Here is a 16377-nt window from a genome sequence, read left to right on the forward strand (position 1 = left end):
TGGAACGCGCGTTTGACTGGCGCCTGCGGCAGTCCGCGCTGTCTCGCCTGCTGCTGTGCGGCCGGCCCGGCCCTGGCGTCGCCCAGCGCCTGCATCGGTCCGGCAACGTCCTGCTATCCGAATACCTTGGCGCATTCCGAAAGACGCGATCCACGCCGCTGATAACCTGCGCGGCAAGCTCGCCTGGAAGCGGCAGGAGATCGTGTCGGAAATGCACCGGCGATCAATTCCCAGAACACGGCGCGAAATCCCAAATGGGGCCGCTACCGTCGTCTAGCATCAAGGCGTAGCCGACAAGAATGCTGCTTCATGCTTCGATGGTTCCGGCCGCTGGCCGGCGACATGAAAAATATACAAGGATGCCCACTTGAGCCCGGCCACAACGCGCTCATTGCTGGCTTGCATCCACGAGCGACGGAGACACGACGTGGACAAGAATGAGATGGTCAAGGGCTTTTCTCAGAATGATGCCGTGGTGATCCTGAAGACGAACGGAGGGACGATCCAGGGATATCTGTCAAAAATCGATCTGGCGCAAGACTGCTTCGTCATTCAAGTGGCTGTCTACATCGGCCTTGACGGAAAAGTCGAGCGCCAGGACCTTGTCGAGTGCAAGTTCGGCGACGTCGACACCATCAGCAAATTCGGTAATGAGCCAAAAAATCCACCCACTTTCGACACTGTTCTCAAGCAGTATCCGATCGGCAAGTACCTGATGATCTGGGGCAAGCACGACAGCTCCACCAGCCCGACGATCGAGCAAGGAGTGTTGAAGAGCATCAACTGGGATAAGCGCACGCTCGTGCTGCACAGCATCACCTACGATCAGGACCGAACGGTGAATATCGGTCGGATCAGCTTCATCGACGATACCCGCAGCGGACCCGGTGCCGTGGCGTCCGCGCAAACATCGGATTGGCATCTCAGGCCCGACGGAGCTTGGTACCGGGGCGAGCAGAAATACGCAAGCTCGTAACTCTTCGGCAACCGCTCCTTCAACCGCCGTTCGCAGGCTTCGCGTTCGCCGCGATCGCAGCCGACCTTGCGGCGACCAGCGCGACTTCGAGCTGCCGCAGCCATCGTGCCGGCACGGTCGTCTAAGTCGCAGCGGCATCGCCGGCTCGTGCGATGCCACGCGCACGGGCCGACGACTACGGCGCCGGCGATGAAGCCCCGGCCGACGCAGCCTGCCGAAATGCCGCCAGTTGCGCTTGAAACGCGCGCTGATAGGCGGGTCGCGCGGTCGCGCGGGCGACGAAGGCGGCGAGGTTCGAAAACTCGTCCACGATGCCGGAGCTTTGCAGCCGCAGCAGCACCGTCACCATCAGCAGGTCGCCCGCGCTGAAATCGCCGTCCAGCCAGTCGGCATCGCCGAGGCGGCCGGAAAGCTCGCCAAGCCGCCGGCGCACGCGCTCATCCAGGACCGCCTGCCGTTGCGCGTACCAGGTCTCCTCGCGCTCGACAAGCCAAGCCATGGAGCGTTCGACGATGGGCGGTTCCACGGTATTGAGCGCGGCGAACATCCAGGCGATGGCGCGCATGCGCGCGTTCGCATCGGTCGGCAGCAGGCCCGCGTGGCGCTCGGCGAGATGGAGCACGATCGCGCCGGACTCGAACAGCGCGAGATCGCCATCCTCATACGTCGGAATCTGTCCGAAAGGATGCAGCGCCAGATGCTCGGGCTGCTTCATGTCGCGGAAGGAAAGGAAGCGGACCTCGTAGGCTTGCCCGACTTCTTCAAGCGCCCAGCGAATGCGCATGTCGCGCGCCAGTCCCTTACCGCGGTCGGGCGAGCATTCGAATGCGGTGATGATCGGGGTCATTGGGTCTGCTCCAGTTGATTCGAAGTCGTCAGTGCGCGTTACGCGGTTCATCGCAGAAGGCGGTCCGTGGTTGAGCCGGCCGAGCGTTTCGGACTCGCCTGCACAGGCCAATGGCCCGCCTTTCCTGTTTAGACGAATGGCGGGACTGGAAATCGACAAGCGTCCAGGCATCATCGGTTCCGCGGCCGCACAGTCGGCGGGGCAGGTGTCGTTCAACGTGCAAGGTGCTCGGCCGTTTCGAACGGCATCCCCGTCTCGGCTATGGTGGCGAAGCGCGATGCGCGCGCGGCGGTATTTGTGAGCCGCACCTGCCCACCCTTGATCGAGACGCCAGCACATGAATACCCCGCCTTCGCCATCCGGAGCGCAGCGAACCGACGGATCAACCGTCCGGATCGGCGCGCTGGTTCCGCTGACCCGGCCGGGTTGGGTCGAGGCGGGGCGGCACTTGCTCGCGGGACTCGAACTGGCGGTTCGCGATGCCAACGACAATGGTGGGATCGTCGGAAGACCTCTCGAACTGATCGTTCGCGACACCGCGGCCGATCCGCAGCGGGCCATGGCGGCCGTGGACGAACTGGCGGATCTGGGCGTGGCGGCGTTGGCCGGGGAGTATCACAGCGTCGTCGCTCGCTCGGTCGCGGCCAGGGCCGACGCCCTGCGCCTGCCGTTCCTGTGTTCGTCGGCGGTGCTCGACGCGTTGACCGAACAGCCGACGCAATGGGTTGCGCGCCTCGCCCCGGCGCAGTCCCGCGGCTGGCGGATCTACGCCGATTTCCTCCTCAACGCGGGCCACAGCCGGATCGCCGTGGCCATCGCGCCGAGCGTCTACTGGGCATCGGGCGTCCGCATTCTGCGCGATTGCCTCGCTCCATCCGGCGGCAGCGTCGTCGAACTCGACATCAGCGCGCTCACCGCCGCGCAGGTGTGCGAGCAAGTCGTCGCCCATGACGCGACCGCTTTGCTGCTTCTGGTCGGCTACCCGGAACCGGCCGTGTCGATCGTCAGGTCGGTTCGCAGCGATCCGCGCCTGATGCAGCTGATGCTGGGCGCTCCGGCCGGGCAACCGGAGTTCGCCGAATGGGCGAGTCTGCTCGGCGTCGCCGGCGCCGCGATCCCCTTCTTGCGCTACCTGCCGGAGCGTTTCAGCCCGTTGGGTGAGCGAGTCGAAACGGCCCTGCGCGAGCGGCTGGCCGAAGCGCCGTCCTTCGTCGCTTTCGAGGGCTACGACACGATCGCCGTCCTCGCCGATGTGCTGCGATCCCACGGCACGGACTGGGCGCGCATCGCCGAAGCCTGGCCGCAGGTTGACGTCGAAGGCACCCGCGGGCGGATTCGGTTCGCGCGCGCGCCGGGCATCAGCGTTTGGCAATGGGCTTGGGCACCGATTCAAGTCGTGGATCGAGATCCGGCGGAACCGGAGCGGTTTCGGATACGCCACGCCGGCTGAGCGTGCGCGGCTCCGGCCGAGCACTTCGAAGATTTCGTCTGCTGGGTTTCCAGCTGAACCGGCGACCTGATCGTGGGCGCCGACGCGGCGCCACGCCTGCGCTGGCCGCTGGACTGCGCTTGGCAGATAATCGAAATCCATCACACCTATAGGGGGTAGGTATGGATCTGAGCAACGTCACGTTCAATTCGAATCACAAACTCGAAGCGGCCGCGAAAGACGCGACCATGGGCTTGCGGCTTTTGGCGCTCGCCTTCTTCGCGAGCATCGCCGCCACCAGTCTCGGGATATCCGTGGCCGAGCTCGACCTGCCCGGGTATTTCGCCTGGTTGAGCACGGGGCTGTCGGTGGCGGCTTTCGTGGCCGGGGCCTACGGCAGCTATCTGGCCGCGAGCGCATTGGACTGGTCGGGCTTCATCACGGGCGTGATCGTGCTGTCCATGTTCATCCCGTTTCTCCGGCTCATCTGCATGATCGTGTTGCTGTCGTTCTCCGTGAGCCTGATCAAGAAGGCGGGCTATCGGGTGTCGCTGTTCGGTCCGTTGCGCAAGCGGGCGACGGCCTGAGCGTGCGTCCGCCGGCTCGCGTCGCGGGCCGGCGGTACGGTAGCTACTCACCCGGATGAACGCTTGCGCTACCGGTTTTCCTGTCAACGGCGACCAGGAAACTGCAGCCGGGCGGGGGCGGGCTTGGGGCGCACAGATAAACGAACAGCCATTGCTTGCCATCGCCACTCGTGGAATCGCCGAAGGTATCCAGCGTGTACCGCCGGAGGTCATAGCCGTGTTTTTCCGCGGCTTTCCGGCTTATCTCAAGCGCCTGGCTTTCGCTGATCCCGGTGTCCGATCTGCCTTTTTCGCGGTCGTTTTTCGAGCAGCCAAGAAATAGCAGCAAGGCCGCTACGACCAGGACGCGTTTCCAAAGAGATAGGTTTCGTCCCAGCATGCAGCCCTCCTGAAGCCGCGCCGACCCGAACGCATTGTCAGACCTGCGAGCCATAGATTTCCTCATAGGTGGGATCGGCGTGCTCCCATTCCAGGCCCGACTGGATCAGCAGTTCCGTAGCAGACGTCAGCTCCACATCGGCGGGCACATCGATGCCGATGAAGCTGGGGACGGCGCCTTCGTACTTGCATCCCAATTCGACCAAGGCATCCAGAAGCGTCTTTGGAACCGGGCCGTCGGAACGCACGCGCAGTGTCCGATATCCGGATTTGATGATGACGCGATCGAAGTGAAGCTCGCCGTCGCGGTCGATGGCGGAGACAATGTCCTGATACGACACGCCGTATTGATGCCACGGCGTGTTGTCGAGTTTGTAACGTCCCTTGCCCAGGTCGAATGCCCAGAGTGTTTCGACGTCGCCGTCGAAGTCGGTAAATGCGATTTTGGTCAGAGGCAGGTCTGTCATCGCAGGTCACGCAAATGTTGAACCGGGCGGCGAGTCGGCCAGCCGATCGGCCTATGAAAGCAACTCGCTGGACGGCAGGATTCTGGCACAGGCCGATTGCCCGCGTTCGAAAATGTCTGCGCCAGGTGAAGATTCCTGTGCACTGGCCGACGTCCGGCATCCTGCATTTCGCGTCCAGCCAGCTTCCTTTCGCTACCCTGAGCCGTCACCTTGCGAAGAGGAGGTCCGTATGTCCGCCGACACCAAGACGCCGTTGGATCACGTCAACGCGACGTTGAATCAGCTCAAGGAAATGCGCCATTACTCCAAGAACTACGTGGAGCAGTTGACTGCGCAGTGGCTGCTGTTCGACGGGGAACTGTCGAAGTTGAAGCAGGCCGAGCGGATCGAGGAACTGATGACGCGGCAGGGCGAGTTGTACGACGCCCTGGACGCGGAGATCGCCGAGCTGGAGGAAGTGGCGGTTTCGTTGCAGCCGGTTTCCGATGAGGCGGCCGGGACGGTGCATTAGTCCGCCGGGTGCGGCAACGGTTTGCGCGGCCGCTGCAGGCAGAAACGATAAGGCCGGGAGAACTCAGTTCTCCCGGCCTTTTTCTTGCGAAGCGATGGGGGTTGGCGCTTCCAGGATCGTCCTGTCATATCGGGGGTTCACTGTTCGGCCGATACGGACATCGGCTGTTATCCACGGATCGATAAAAGGTTCAGGGGCGACTACATGCAAATGGACGATGCGGTTTGGAACCTGATGCTCGCAGCCATCGGGCAGCGGATCGACAGTCCGCAGGGACTGGCGCTGGTCGAGGCGATCGGCGCCAAGCCGCTGCGCGCGGTGACTCCGCAGAACTTTTCCGATTACACCCAGGTCAAGTCGCTGGGCATCACCGTGTCGGCGACGCCGATTCCGAAGTATCGGGCGTACTGGCCGGAGCGCAGGGAGAAGCGGGCCTACGTGAACTACATCCACAAGATCGAGCTCACGCCGCCTTACTCGGGCCGTTTGCCCGAGGGCATGCATTGGGGCATCACCCGGCCGGAGCTCGATGCCATCGCCGCGTTCGAACTGCGCGGATCGCGCGCGATTCCGTACTGGAACTTCGAGGCGCCCGCGCCTGACGTCGAACTCACGGCATGCACGTCGATCAATGCCTTGTTCCCGCAGGAGCACGCTGCCGCCGACCGGATCCTGATCGAGCTGGCCACCGAGCACGACTTCATTTCCGCTTATGAAGCGTATGAAGTCAGCAAGCCGCTGGTATACGTCGAGGACGCGTTCTTCACCGTGTGGTGCGCGTTGAACGGCGTGCTGGATGAAACCAGGTTCACGGCGGAGGTGGTCCGGCCCTTGCGCGAGCGGTCCGTCAGCCCGCTGGCCTTCCTGCACGGCGCGTGCGGCCGTCTGCTCTGGAGCGACGACGTTCGCCCGCCCTTCCTGGAGTTCATGTGGACGTACTACATGGGCATGCGTCTGCCCGATGAGCAGCAATGGGTGGCCGACATCAAGACGGTGTTCGGCGCCTCCAATCATTTCAAGGACGACTCTGCGCAGATGACGCAAGACGATTGGCGGAACTACGACCTGATCGCGCCGCACATCGCGGATCGATTCGCGCAATGGCAACGCGGCGAACTCAAGGTGCGCGGCAAGTAACGGCGGCGCTCGCGCCCTGAAATGAAAACGGCCGGGAGCCTCGCGCCCTCCGGCCGTTTTGGTTTTCGAAGCGGCCGGCTGCCCTCAACCCGCCGCGCCTTCCCGTTCGCGCTCGATCGCGCGCCAGCCGATATCGTTGCGATGGAACTCGCCGTCCCAGTGGATCTTCCCGAGCGCGGCGTAGGCCTCGCGCTGCGCCTGGGCGACGTCGTCGCCGAGCGCGCACACGCACAGCACGCGGCCGCCGGCGGTCAGCGTTTCGCCGTTCGCGCCGAGCTTGGTGCCGGCCTGGAAGACTTTCGCGTGCGCGGGTTGCGCCGCGTCCAGGCCGTGGATGACGTCGCCGGCCTTCGGCGTTTCCGGGTAGTTCGCCGCGGCCATCACCACGCCCAGCGAGGGGCGCGGGTTCCACTGCGCTTGCGCGCTGTCGAGTTTGCCGTCGAGCGCGGCTTCGACCAGATCGAGCAGGTCCGAGTCCAGGCGCAGCATCACCGGCTGGGTTTCCGGGTCGCCGAAGCGCACGTTGAATTCGATGACTTTCGGCGCGCCGTGCGCGTCGATCATCAGGCCGGCGTAGAGGAATCCGGTGAACGGAACGCCGTCGGCGATCATGCCGTTCACGGTCGGCATCACCACTTCGCGCATGACGCGTTCGTGCACTTGCGGCGTCACCACGGGCGCGGGCGAGTACGCGCCCATGCCGCCGGTGTTGGGGCCGGTGTCGCCGTCGCCGACGCGCTTGTGGTCTTGCGAGGTCGCCATCGGTAGCGCGTGGCGGCCATCGACCATGGAGATGAAGCTGGCTTCTTCGCCGTCGAGGAATTCTTCGATCACCACGCGCGCGCCGGCGGCGCCGAAGGCGTTGCCGGAGAGCATGTCGGTGACGGCGGCTTCGGCCTCGGCCAGCGTCATCGCCACGATCACGCCCTTGCCGGCGGCCAGACCGTCGGCCTTGACCACGATCGGCGCGCCTTTCTCGCGGATGTAGGCCAGCGCCGCATCGACCTGCGTGTGCACGGCGTAGTACGCGGTGGGAATGCCGTGGCGGGCCAGGAAGTCTTTCGCGTAGGCCTTGCTGCCTTCGAGCTGAGCGGCCGCGGCGGTGGGCCCGAAGATGCGCAGGCCGGCGGCGCGGAAGCGATCGACTACACCGGCGACCAAGGGCGCTTCCGGGCCGACCACGGTCAGGGCGACGTTTTCCTGGCCGACCAGTTCGAGCAGGCCGTCGATATCGGTGGCGGCGACGGCGAGGTTGCGGCATTTGCGCTCGTACGCGGTGCCGGCGTTGCCGGGCGCGACCAGCACTTCCTCGATGCGCGGCGACTGGGCGAGCTTCCAGGCCAGCGCGTGTTCGCGTCCGCCGGAACCGATTACGAGGACTTTCATGCTTGCTCCGGGGAAACGAGGGGAAGGAGTCGCGGAAGATGGATTTTACGACGGTGGAAGATGCGGAGTGGCGCTGCGGCAGTCAGTGAATCGTCGAACCGGCCGCGATCATCCCATCCTTGCGCATTTGCGCGATCGCCAGATCCGCCAGGCTGTCCCACAACGGCGGCGGCAACTGATTCTTGCGTAGATTCCACAGCAGAGCGATCGACTGGAAACGGCCTTCGCGCCAGGTCAGCGTCGCGCGCCAGGACGGTTGCAGGTTCTGCGGGTCCAGCAGTTCGACGCGGTAGTTCTGTTCGCTGACGGTGTGGCCGTCGAATTTCAGATCCTGCAGCGACACGCGCAACACCGGCGCGTTGGCGTCGCGGATGGCCTGCATGGTCTGGGTCTGGTATTGCGCGGCGGCGTGGCGGTCGGATACGCGCGTGGTCTGGCCGAAGCGTTCTTCGTCGCTGCGCGCGGCCACCTCGCGGGTTTCATAACCCAGTTGCTCGAAGCGCTTGGCCAGTGCGCGCGCGACCTGCGCGGTGTAGTCGCGGCGCAGGCCGGCGCCGATCTCCAGCGCCACGTCGGGCTCGACCACCATCACCGTGACCGCGCGGCCACCGATGCGGTAATCGCCCAGCGACTGGCTTTCCACCGCCTGCCGGCGCGAATACTGCCACGCGCCCCACACGGCCATCACCGCGATCAGCACGGCGAACACGGTGAGCTTGCGCACCAGCGAGCGCATCAGGTTGCGACCCAGCGACGGCGTTGCGCCGGTCGCGGTGGCCGGATTCACCACCACCGGCGTCGCCCGCGGCTTGGCGCGGCCGTTCTTGCCGGAGGCATCGGATTTGGACGGATCGGACATACGCGTTGGAAGGCGGGCGCGAAAACGATTCGCGCCCGCGCGGACCTCAGTGACGGAAGTGGCGCACGCCGGTGAACACCATCGCCAGGCCGTGTTCGTCGGCGGCGGCGATGACTTCGCCGTCGCGCATCGAGCCGCCCGGCTGGATCACCGCCTTGATGCCGGCCGCGGCGGCGGCGTCGATGCCGTCGCGGAACGGGAAGAACGCGTCGGAGGCCATCACCGAACCGGGAACGACCAGCCCGGCTTCCTCCGCCTTGAGCGCGGCGATCTTGGCGCTGACCACGCGGCTCATCTGGCCGGCGCCGATGCCGATGCTGCGATGGTCGCGCGCATAGACGATGGCGTTGGACTTGACGAACTTGGCGATGCGCCAGGCGAACAGCAGATCGCTGAGCTGCGCATCGGTGGGGGCGAGCTTGCTGACCACCTTGAGCTCGTCGCGGCCGACTTCGCGCAGATCGCTGCTCTGCACCAGCAGGCCCGAGCCGATGCGCTTGAAATCCAGGGCGTTGCGGCCCTCGCCGTGGGGAATGCGCAGCACGCGCACGTTGGCTTTCTTCTTCGCGTACTCGACCGCGGCGTCTTCGAAGTCCGGTGCGATCAGCACTTCGACGAACTGGCGGTCGAGGATGACTTTCGCCGTCGCCGCATCGAGCTTGGTGTTGAAAGCGATGATGCCGCCGAAGGCCGAGGTCGGATCGGTGGCGTAGGCCAGTTCGTAGGCGTCGCCGCAGGCCACGCCCTCGGCGACGCCGCAGGGGTTGGCGTGCTTGACGATCACGCAGGCCGGGCGCTCGAACTGGCGCACGCAGTCCCAGGCGGCATCGGCGTCGGCCAGGTTGTTGTAGCTCAGCTCCTTGCCCTGCAACTGGACGAAGGTGGCCAGGCTGCCCGGCAGCGGTTGCAGGTCGCGGTAGAACGCGCCCTGCTGATGCGGGTTTTCGCCGTAGCGCAGGTCCATGACCTTGACGAAGCTGGCGTTGTGCTGGGCCGGGAAGGCTTGTGCGCTGCCGTCTTCGGCGATCGCCGACAGGTGGTTGCTGATCGCCGCGTCGTACTGGGCGACGCGGTTGAACGCGGCCACCGACAGGGCGAAGCGGGTCTTGGCGCTGAGCGCGCCGGCGTTGGCCTGCAGCTCGGCGATCAGGCCGGCGTACTGCGCCGGATCGGTCGCGACCGCGACGCGGGCGAAGTTCTTCGCCGCCGAGCGCAGCATCGCCGGGCCGCCGATGTCGATGTTCTCGATGATGTCTTCGAAGCTGCTGGCCGGATTGGCCGCGACTTTCTCGAACGGATACAGGTTCAGCACCAACAGATCTATCGCATCGATCCCGTGCTGAACCATCACCGCGTCGTCGATGCCGGCGCGGCCGAGCAGGCCGCCGTGGACGATGGGATGCAGGGTCTTGACCCGGCCGTCCATCATTTCCGGGAACCCGGTGACCTCGGACACGTCGCGCACGTTCAGGCCGGCGTCGCGCAGGGCCTTGGCGGTGCCGCCGGTGGACAGCAGTTCCACGCCTTGTGCGGCCAGGGCCTGGGCGAGTTCGAGAAGGCCGGTCTTGTCGGACACGGACAGCAGGGCGCGACGGACGTGAACCGGCGTGCCGGTGGAGCGATCGGAGGTCATGCGGGGAGGAGGGCAGCGAAGGGCGCGGGAATTATAGCTGGGCTGTGCTGGCGGGCCGGGGCGTTCGTGCGCGGAAGGGGGTTTTTGCGGCTTGGGGTGTCGGGCGGGGCAAGATCAAAGGCTCAAATCCCCCGCGTCCTGCGGACGCTCGCCCCCTTTTCTAAAGGGGGCAAAAGGCGGTGGCGTCGGCGGGCGTGGAAGCGCACCTGCGAGGCGGCAGGCGCCGATTTCGGCCCCTCCCACCCCGCCTTTGCTGTTCCCCCCTTTGAAAAAGGGGGGGCTGGGGGGATTTGCTCTCCCTCCAACCCACCAAGCAGACCACCCACGCTAGTCCCCAAGTCGAGCATTCCGATACCACCCACACCCGCCGCCCCCGCATCCACCATCGCCCCCCACAGCCGCTAAGCTGGTCCCCGACCGCCCGTGGGGGTGCGGAGGAACGCACAAGGAATGGCTTCGATCTACGCGTTGAAGGGACGCTTCCAGGCGCTGCTGCGGCCGATGGTGCGCGCACTGCACGCGCTGGGCGTCACCGCCAATCAGGTCACCGCCGCCGCGGCGTTGATCTCGCTCGCGCTCGCCGCGCTGGTGTACTGGGGTGCGCCGCATCAGCCTTGGTGGTTCGCGCTGTTGCCGGCGTGGATGTTCGTGCGCATGGCGATGAACGCCATCGACGGCATGCTCGCGCGCGAATTCGGCCAGCAGTCGCGGCTGGGCGCCTACCTCAACGAATTGTGCGACGTCGTTTCCGACAGCGCGCTGTATCTGTCGCTGTTCGCACTGGCCGGCCTGCATCCGGCGCCGCTGCTGGCGTTCGTATTGCTGGCGGTGTTGACCGAATACGCCGGCGTGCTGGGGCCGATGATCGGCGCGCCGCGCCGTTACGACGGGCCGATGGGCAAGAGCGATCGCGCCTTCGTGATCGGTCTGCTCGGCTTGCTGCTGGCATTGGGATGGATCGGCGCGCGCACGACGGAACTTGCGCTGACGCTCGGCAGTGGGATGTGCGTATGGACCGTGGTGCGCCGTGTGTGCGCCGGTTTGCGGCATGATGCCGCGCAGGACGTCGCGCACCGACAAGGAGAACATTCATGAGGACGTGGTCATGAGCGAAGCGCAGGAAGGTTATTTCGCCAGTTTCGACGGGGTCGAGCTGTTCTATCGCCACTGGCCGGCGAGCAAGAGCGACGGCGGGCCGCGCAAGGCGCTGGTGCTGCTGCATCGCGGCCACGAGCATTCCGGACGCGTGCAGCATCTGGTCGCCGAACTGGGGCTGGACGATTTCGACGTATTCGCCTGGGACGCGCGTGGCAACGGCCGTTCGCCCGGCGAGCGCGGCGATGCGCCGGGTTTCGAGGCGCTGGTGCGCGATCTGGATCGCTTCATCGCTCACATTCATGCCCGGCATCAGGTCGCGGTCGAAGACATCGCCTTGATCGCGCAGAGCGTCGGCGCGGTGGTCGCGGCGACCTGGGTGCACGACTACGCGCCGCGCCTGCGCGCGCTGGTGCTGGCCTCGCCGGCGTTCAAGGTCAAGCTTTACGTGCCGCTGGCGCGGCCGGGCCTGAAGCTGATGCAGAAGCTGCGCGGCAATTTCTTCGTCAACAGCTACGTCAAGCCGCAGTGGCTGACCCACGATCCGGAGCGGATCGAAAGCTATCGCACCGATCCTCTGATCGCCCGGCCGATTTCGGTGCGGGTGCTGCTGGGCCTGTACGAAGCCGCCGATCGCATCGTCGCCGACGCGCAGGCGATCACCGTGCCCACGCAACTGTTGGTGTCCGGCGCGGATTTCGTCGTCCACCGCGGCCCGCAGGACCGTTTTTACGAACGCCTGGGTTCGCGCATCAAAGAGCGCCACCTGCTCGCGGATTTCTACCACGACACCCTGGGCGAGAAAGGCCGCGTCGCCGCGGTCAACCGCATTCGCGCGTTCGTGCAGGCGCGTTTCGCCGAGCCGCTGCAGCGCGCCGATCTGCTCGACGCGCACCGTCACGGGCCCAGCTTCGAGGAATCGGAAAAACTGTCGTGGCCGCCGCAGCGCTGGTCGCTGGCCGATCTGCGCTGGCGCTTCGTCCGCGCCAGCCTGCGTTTCGGCGGCAAATTGTCGCAAGGCATCAAGCTGGGCCTGGATACCGGTTTCGACTCGGGCAGCAGTCTGGACTACGTCTACCGCAATGAGGCGCGCGGCAGCGGGCCGCTCGGCCGCATGGTTGATCGCAATTATCTGGAAGCCATCGGCTGGCGCGGCATCCGCGTGCGTCGCACCCATCTGCACGAGTTGCTGCGCGAAGCCATGCGCCGCCTGCGCGCGGCGGGGATGGCGGTGGACGCGGTGGACATCGCCGCCGGACACGGCCGTTACGCGCTCGAAGCGCTGGCCGGCGGCGCCGAACGCGCCGATTCGATCCGCTTGCGCGATTACAGCGAACTTAACGTCGATAAGGGCCGCGCGCTGATCGATGAGCTCGGCGCCGGCGCGCTCGCGCGCTTCGACCAGGGCGACGCCTTCGATCGCAACGCGCTGGCCGCGCTCGATCCCAAGCCGACCCTGGCGGTGGTGTCGGGCCTGTACGAACTGTTCCCCGACAATGCGCTGGTGCGGCGTTCGCTGGACGGTCTGGCCGCGGCGGTGCCGCCGGGCGGCTTCCTGGTCTACACCGGCCAGCCCTGGCATCCGCAACTGGAGTTCATCGCCCGCGCGCTGACCAGCCACCGCGGCGGCGAGGCCTGGGTGATGCGCCGGCGCAGTCAGCAGGAGATGGACGATCTGGTGCGCGCGGCGGGCTTCGTCAAGATCGACCAGCGCATCGACGCCTGGGGCATCTTCACCGTATCGCTGGCGCAGCGAGTCCAGCCATGACCGTCGCGACCGCGCGCCGCCCGTGGGCGCGGGCGGCGTTGTGGCTGTTGCTGCTGGGGCCGCTGTTCTTTCTCAGCTACGGCTACGCCAACTCGGTCGCGTCCGCGCGCGCGGACGTGCCCAGCATCGTGTTCGGCTGGGAACACGCGATTCCGTTCTGGGCCTGGACCATCGTGCCGTACTGGTCGATCGATCTGTTCTACGGCATTTCCCTGTTCGTGTGCCGCGACAAGCGCGAGCTGGACACGCAGGCGTTTCGGCTGCTGACCGCGCAGGCCATCGCGGTCGGCTGCTTCCTGCTGTTCCCGCTGCATTTCACCTTCACCCGTCCGGACACCGGCGGCGTGTTCGGCTGGTTGTTCGACGTGCTGCTGGGCTTCGACAAGCCGTTCAACCAGGCGCCGTCGCTGCATATCGTGTTGCTGATCGTGCTGTGGGCGCGGTTCGCCCAACACCTGAGCGGCGCCTGGCGCTGGCTGTTGCATGGGTGGTTCGCGCTGATCGGCGTGTCGGTGCTGACCACTTATCAGCATCACTTCATCGACATCCCTACCGGCGTGCTCGCCGGCTGGTTGTGCGTGTGGCTGTGGCCCGAGCGCGTGGCCGCGCCGTGGCGCGAGGCGACGCTGGCGCGCGATCCGCAGCGCTGGAAGATGGCGGCGATTTATCTGGCCGGCGCGGCGCTGTGCGCGTGGGGCGCGATCGACCTGGGCGGCTGGGCGCTGTGGTTGCTCTGGCCGGCGGCGTCGCTGCTCTTGGTCGCGGCCAACTATGCCGTGTTCGGCGCGAACGGGTTCCAGAAACGCGATGACGGCCGCCTGAGCCGCGCCGCGCGTTGGCTGTACGCGCCGTACCTGCTCGGCGCCTGGGCCAATTCGCGCTGGTGGACGCGGCGCGCGCCGCAGCCGGTGTGGGTCATCGACGAATTGTGGCTGGGCCGGGTGCCGGCGCGCGGGCAACGCGACGGCTATGCGCGCGTGGTCGATGTCAGCGCCGAGCTGCCGCTGCGGCCGTGGCGCGAGGGCGATGTGGTGCGGCCGATGCTCGATCTGATCGCGCCGACGCCGCAGCAACTGCGCCAGATCGCGGCCGATATCGAATCCGCGCGCGGTCGCGGCGAGGTTCTGGTGTGCTGCGCCCTGGGCTATTCGCGCAGCGCCGCCGCGGTCGCGGCCTGGCTGTTGCGCAGCGGACGCGCGGCGACGGTCGATGAGGCGATCGCGATCCTGCGCCGGGCGCGTCCGGAGATCGTGCTGCGCGAGCGGCATCGTCGTGCGTTGGGCCTGATGTTGCGCGAGGCGTCGCCGTCGCCAGCCGCGCTCGGAGAGCAGACGGCATGAGCGCGGATCACGCAGGCGACGCGGCCGAAGTCGCGCCGATCTCCGCCTTCGAACTGCGGACGATGGCAGCATTGCTCGCGCAGGGACGCTGGCTGTGCGCGGCGTCCTTGCTGCTATGGCTTGCGGCGCTGCTTGGCTTGATCCTGGATGCAGCATCGCCGCCATGGGCATCGATCGCCTGGCTGCTGAGTCTGTTGGCGGGGCTGGCGCAGCTGTACTACGCGATTCGCGTGGATTTCGACGCGTGCCTGCTGCAGGCCCTGGCCGCATCCGGCGACGACGCCCACGCCGCCCGCCGCCTGGACGCCGCGCTGCGCGGCCTGGGCTTGCTCAAGCCCGGCCGTGAGGGCCGCGATTGGCCGCGGCGCTGGCGCGGCGCGCGCGGCTTGCTGTTGCGGCAGGCGTTGGCTTTGATCGTACAGTTCGCGGCACTGATCGCACCTTTTGGACGAGTGTGGCTATGAATCCGACCGACGCTGCGCAATGGACCGATGAGCAGCGCGCCCTGTGGCAGCGGTTGCGCGACTACCGATTCGGCGGCGAACATCCGCAGGCCTACGTGGACCGCATCGCCCACGCCATCCAGTCTTCGCGCGAAGCCGCCGAGGCGGCGCTGGAGGAATACCGCCGCTTCTGTTTCCTGGCGGTGGTGGCGACGCACACGGTGACGCCGAGCGAGACCATCGACAAGGTCTGGCACGCGCACATGACCGACACGCGCGACTACTGGCTGCGGTTCTGCCCGCAGGTGCTCAAGCGCGATCTGCACCACACCCCGTCGCTGGGCGGGCAGGTCGAGGACTCGCGCCATCAGCAGCAGTACCGCGACACGCTGGACAGCTACCGCAGCTACTTCGACGAGCCGCCGGCCGCGTTGTGGCCGCCGGCGCGGGTCGAACCGCCGCCGCGCAAGCCGATGGCGCGCGATGAGGCGCGGCTGCGCCTGCTGACGCCGTGGGCCTCGGCGCCGCGTGGGATCGGCATCGGCGTGTGGGTGGCGAGTGCGGCGCTGATCGCGCTGTGGGTGCTGCTCGCCCCGGCGCAGGGAAGCTTCAACGTGCTGAACTGGCGCGGCGGCGCGTTCCTCGCGTTTTATTTGTTCGCGCTGGTGTGGGGCTTTCTCGCCGGCAGCGCGGTCAAGCGGCTGATGCGCGGGCCGAACACGCGCGACGGCAAGAGTTACGACGATTTCGTCGAACTCGGCTTCCTCGCCGGCGGCGCCGAGCGCGCCGCCGACGTGGCCATCATCGAATTGATGGAGCGCGGCGTGCTGAGCTTGGACTACCAAGGCACCGCGTACACCGCCGCGCAGCAGCGCGATGAGGTGTGGCTGCGCATCGACGCCGCCCAGGCCGCTCTGCTGACGCCGCCGCTGCGCACCGCCGCCGACGTGGCCGCGCGCGAGCAGACCATGAGCGCGACGCTGAAAGCGCTCGAACGCGCCTACACGCCGATCGCCGCGCAACTGCGGCGCAAGGGCTGGTGGCTGCCGAAGGCGCGCGAATGGCAGATCCGCCTTATCGGCAGCGCGCCGTTGCTGGCGCTGGCGGTGCTGGGCGTGATGAAACTGATGATCGGCCTGGCGCGCGACAAGCCGGTCGGGTTCTTGTTCATACTGCTGATCTTGACCGTGTTCATGTACCTGGGCCGGCTGCTGCGCGCGCAACCGCGCACGCGCGCCGGCGAGTGGGTGTTGTACGACGCCAGCGAGGAGCTGTCCGGCGCGGAGCCGATGCATCGCGCCGCGTTGATGGGCACGATCGGCCTGGTCGGCACCGACTACAGCGAGTACCACACCTTGCGCACGCCGGTATCGAGTTCCTCGAGCAGCGATTCGAACAGCAGCGGCGGCAGCGGTTGCAGCAGCGGCGACGGAGGCGGCGGTGGCGGTGGCTGCGGCGGTTGTGGCGGCGGTGGCGATTGAACGCGGCGCGGGTGAATGCAGCACGATGGAGTGGAGCACG

16 protein-coding genes are annotated in these 16377 nt (G+C 66.7%); 10 read left to right on the top strand and 6 right to left on the bottom strand.

Annotated elements, in window-relative coordinates; translation table 11 throughout:
- Positions 1–427: 427 nt before the first annotated feature.
- Positions 428–976 (top strand): hypothetical protein, encoded by a 549-nt coding sequence (locus tag LG3211_RS03535; protein ID WP_057941618.1) that lies wholly within the window; start codon positions 428–430, stop codon positions 974–976.
- Positions 977–1151: 175 nt separating this feature from the next.
- Here the strand turns inward: LG3211_RS03535 and LG3211_RS03540 are convergent, their stop codons facing one another.
- The gene (locus LG3211_RS03540) at positions 1152–1823 is read right to left on the bottom strand and encodes a glutathione S-transferase family protein (RefSeq protein ID WP_057941619.1); all 672 of its coding nucleotides are present in this window, start codon (positions 1821–1823) and stop codon (positions 1152–1154) included.
- Positions 1824–2160: 337 nt separating this feature from the next.
- Here LG3211_RS03540 and LG3211_RS03545 point away from each other — a divergent pair, with 337 nt between their 5' ends.
- Together LG3211_RS03545 and LG3211_RS03550 are read left to right on the top strand one after the other, a co-directional pair.
- Entirely contained in the window at positions 2161–3273 is a 1113-nt protein-coding gene (locus tag LG3211_RS03545) for an ABC transporter substrate-binding protein (protein ID WP_057941620.1), read from the top strand.
- A gap of 161 nt (positions 3274–3434) precedes the next feature.
- The gene (locus tag LG3211_RS03550) at positions 3435–3839 is read left to right on the top strand and encodes a hypothetical protein (RefSeq protein WP_057941621.1); all 405 of its coding nucleotides are present in this window, start codon (positions 3435–3437) and stop codon (positions 3837–3839) included.
- Between the two features lie 43 nt (positions 3840–3882).
- Here the strand turns inward: LG3211_RS03550 and LG3211_RS25380 are convergent, their stop codons facing one another.
- Together LG3211_RS25380 and LG3211_RS03555 are read right to left on the bottom strand one after the other, a co-directional pair.
- On the bottom strand, positions 3883–4218 hold the full coding sequence (locus LG3211_RS25380) for a hypothetical protein (RefSeq protein WP_148648731.1): 336 nt from the start codon (positions 4216–4218) through the stop codon (positions 3883–3885).
- A gap of 37 nt (positions 4219–4255) precedes the next feature.
- The gene (locus LG3211_RS03555; protein WP_057941622.1) at positions 4256–4684 is read right to left on the bottom strand and encodes a DUF4265 domain-containing protein; all 429 of its coding nucleotides are present in this window, start codon (positions 4682–4684) and stop codon (positions 4256–4258) included.
- A gap of 229 nt (positions 4685–4913) precedes the next feature.
- Here LG3211_RS03555 and LG3211_RS03560 point away from each other — a divergent pair, with 229 nt between their 5' ends.
- Both LG3211_RS03560 and LG3211_RS03565 read left to right on the top strand, forming a co-directional pair.
- Positions 4914–5195, top strand: a complete 282-nt coding sequence (locus LG3211_RS03560; RefSeq protein WP_057941623.1) for a hypothetical protein — start codon at positions 4914–4916, stop codon at positions 5193–5195.
- A gap of 204 nt (positions 5196–5399) precedes the next feature.
- Positions 5400–6332 (top strand): hypothetical protein, encoded by a 933-nt coding sequence (locus LG3211_RS03565; RefSeq protein ID WP_148648732.1) that lies wholly within the window; start codon positions 5400–5402, stop codon positions 6330–6332.
- 84 nt (positions 6333–6416) lie between these two features.
- On the opposite strand, the gene purD is transcribed toward LG3211_RS03565, so the two are convergent.
- The 3 genes from purD to purH all read right to left on the bottom strand — a co-directional run bounded on the left by purD (position 6417) and on the right by purH (position 10210).
- Positions 6417–7718: a phosphoribosylamine--glycine ligase gene (gene purD, locus LG3211_RS03570; protein ID WP_057941625.1), complete on the bottom strand. Its 1302-nt coding sequence runs from the start codon at positions 7716–7718 to the stop codon at positions 6417–6419.
- 82 nt (positions 7719–7800) lie between these two features.
- Positions 7801–8577, bottom strand: a complete 777-nt coding sequence (locus LG3211_RS03575) for a hypothetical protein (RefSeq protein WP_057941626.1) — start codon at positions 8575–8577, stop codon at positions 7801–7803.
- 46 nt (positions 8578–8623) lie between these two features.
- The gene (gene purH, locus LG3211_RS03580) at positions 8624–10210 is read right to left on the bottom strand and encodes a bifunctional phosphoribosylaminoimidazolecarboxamide formyltransferase/IMP cyclohydrolase (protein WP_057941627.1); all 1587 of its coding nucleotides are present in this window, start codon (positions 10208–10210) and stop codon (positions 8624–8626) included.
- A gap of 450 nt (positions 10211–10660) precedes the next feature.
- Here purH and LG3211_RS03585 point away from each other — a divergent pair, with 450 nt between their 5' ends.
- Genes LG3211_RS03585 through LG3211_RS03605 form a run of 5 tightly spaced genes read left to right on the top strand, consistent with a single transcriptional unit; the run spans position 10661 to position 16337 of the window.
- Positions 10661–11305, top strand: a complete 645-nt coding sequence (locus LG3211_RS03585) for a CDP-alcohol phosphatidyltransferase family protein (RefSeq protein ID WP_057941628.1) — start codon at positions 10661–10663, stop codon at positions 11303–11305.
- A gap of 10 nt (positions 11306–11315) precedes the next feature.
- On the top strand, positions 11316–13073 hold the full coding sequence (locus LG3211_RS03590) for a bifunctional alpha/beta hydrolase/class I SAM-dependent methyltransferase (RefSeq protein WP_057941629.1): 1758 nt from the start codon (positions 11316–11318) through the stop codon (positions 13071–13073).
- Positions 13070–14413 carry a phosphatase PAP2/dual specificity phosphatase family protein gene (locus tag LG3211_RS03595; RefSeq protein WP_057941630.1) on the top strand — a complete coding sequence of 448 codons (1344 nt, stop codon included), beginning with the start codon at positions 13070–13072 and terminating at the stop codon, positions 14411–14413. The genes LG3211_RS03590 and LG3211_RS03595 overlap by 4 nt, the downstream gene beginning before the upstream one ends.
- On the top strand, positions 14410–14877 hold the full coding sequence (locus LG3211_RS03600) for a hypothetical protein (RefSeq protein ID WP_057941631.1): 468 nt from the start codon (positions 14410–14412) through the stop codon (positions 14875–14877). Before LG3211_RS03595 ends, LG3211_RS03600 begins: the two co-directional genes overlap by 4 nt.
- A complete protein-coding gene (locus LG3211_RS03605; protein WP_057941632.1) occupies positions 14874–16337 on the top strand; it encodes a TIGR04222 domain-containing membrane protein in 1464 nt (487 codons plus the stop codon). Before LG3211_RS03600 ends, LG3211_RS03605 begins: the two co-directional genes overlap by 4 nt.
- Positions 16338–16377 lie beyond the last annotated feature (40 nt).

Source organism: Lysobacter gummosus (genome assembly GCF_001442805.1).
In the GTDB taxonomy this organism is placed as follows: domain Bacteria; phylum Pseudomonadota; class Gammaproteobacteria; order Xanthomonadales; family Xanthomonadaceae; genus Lysobacter; species Lysobacter gummosus.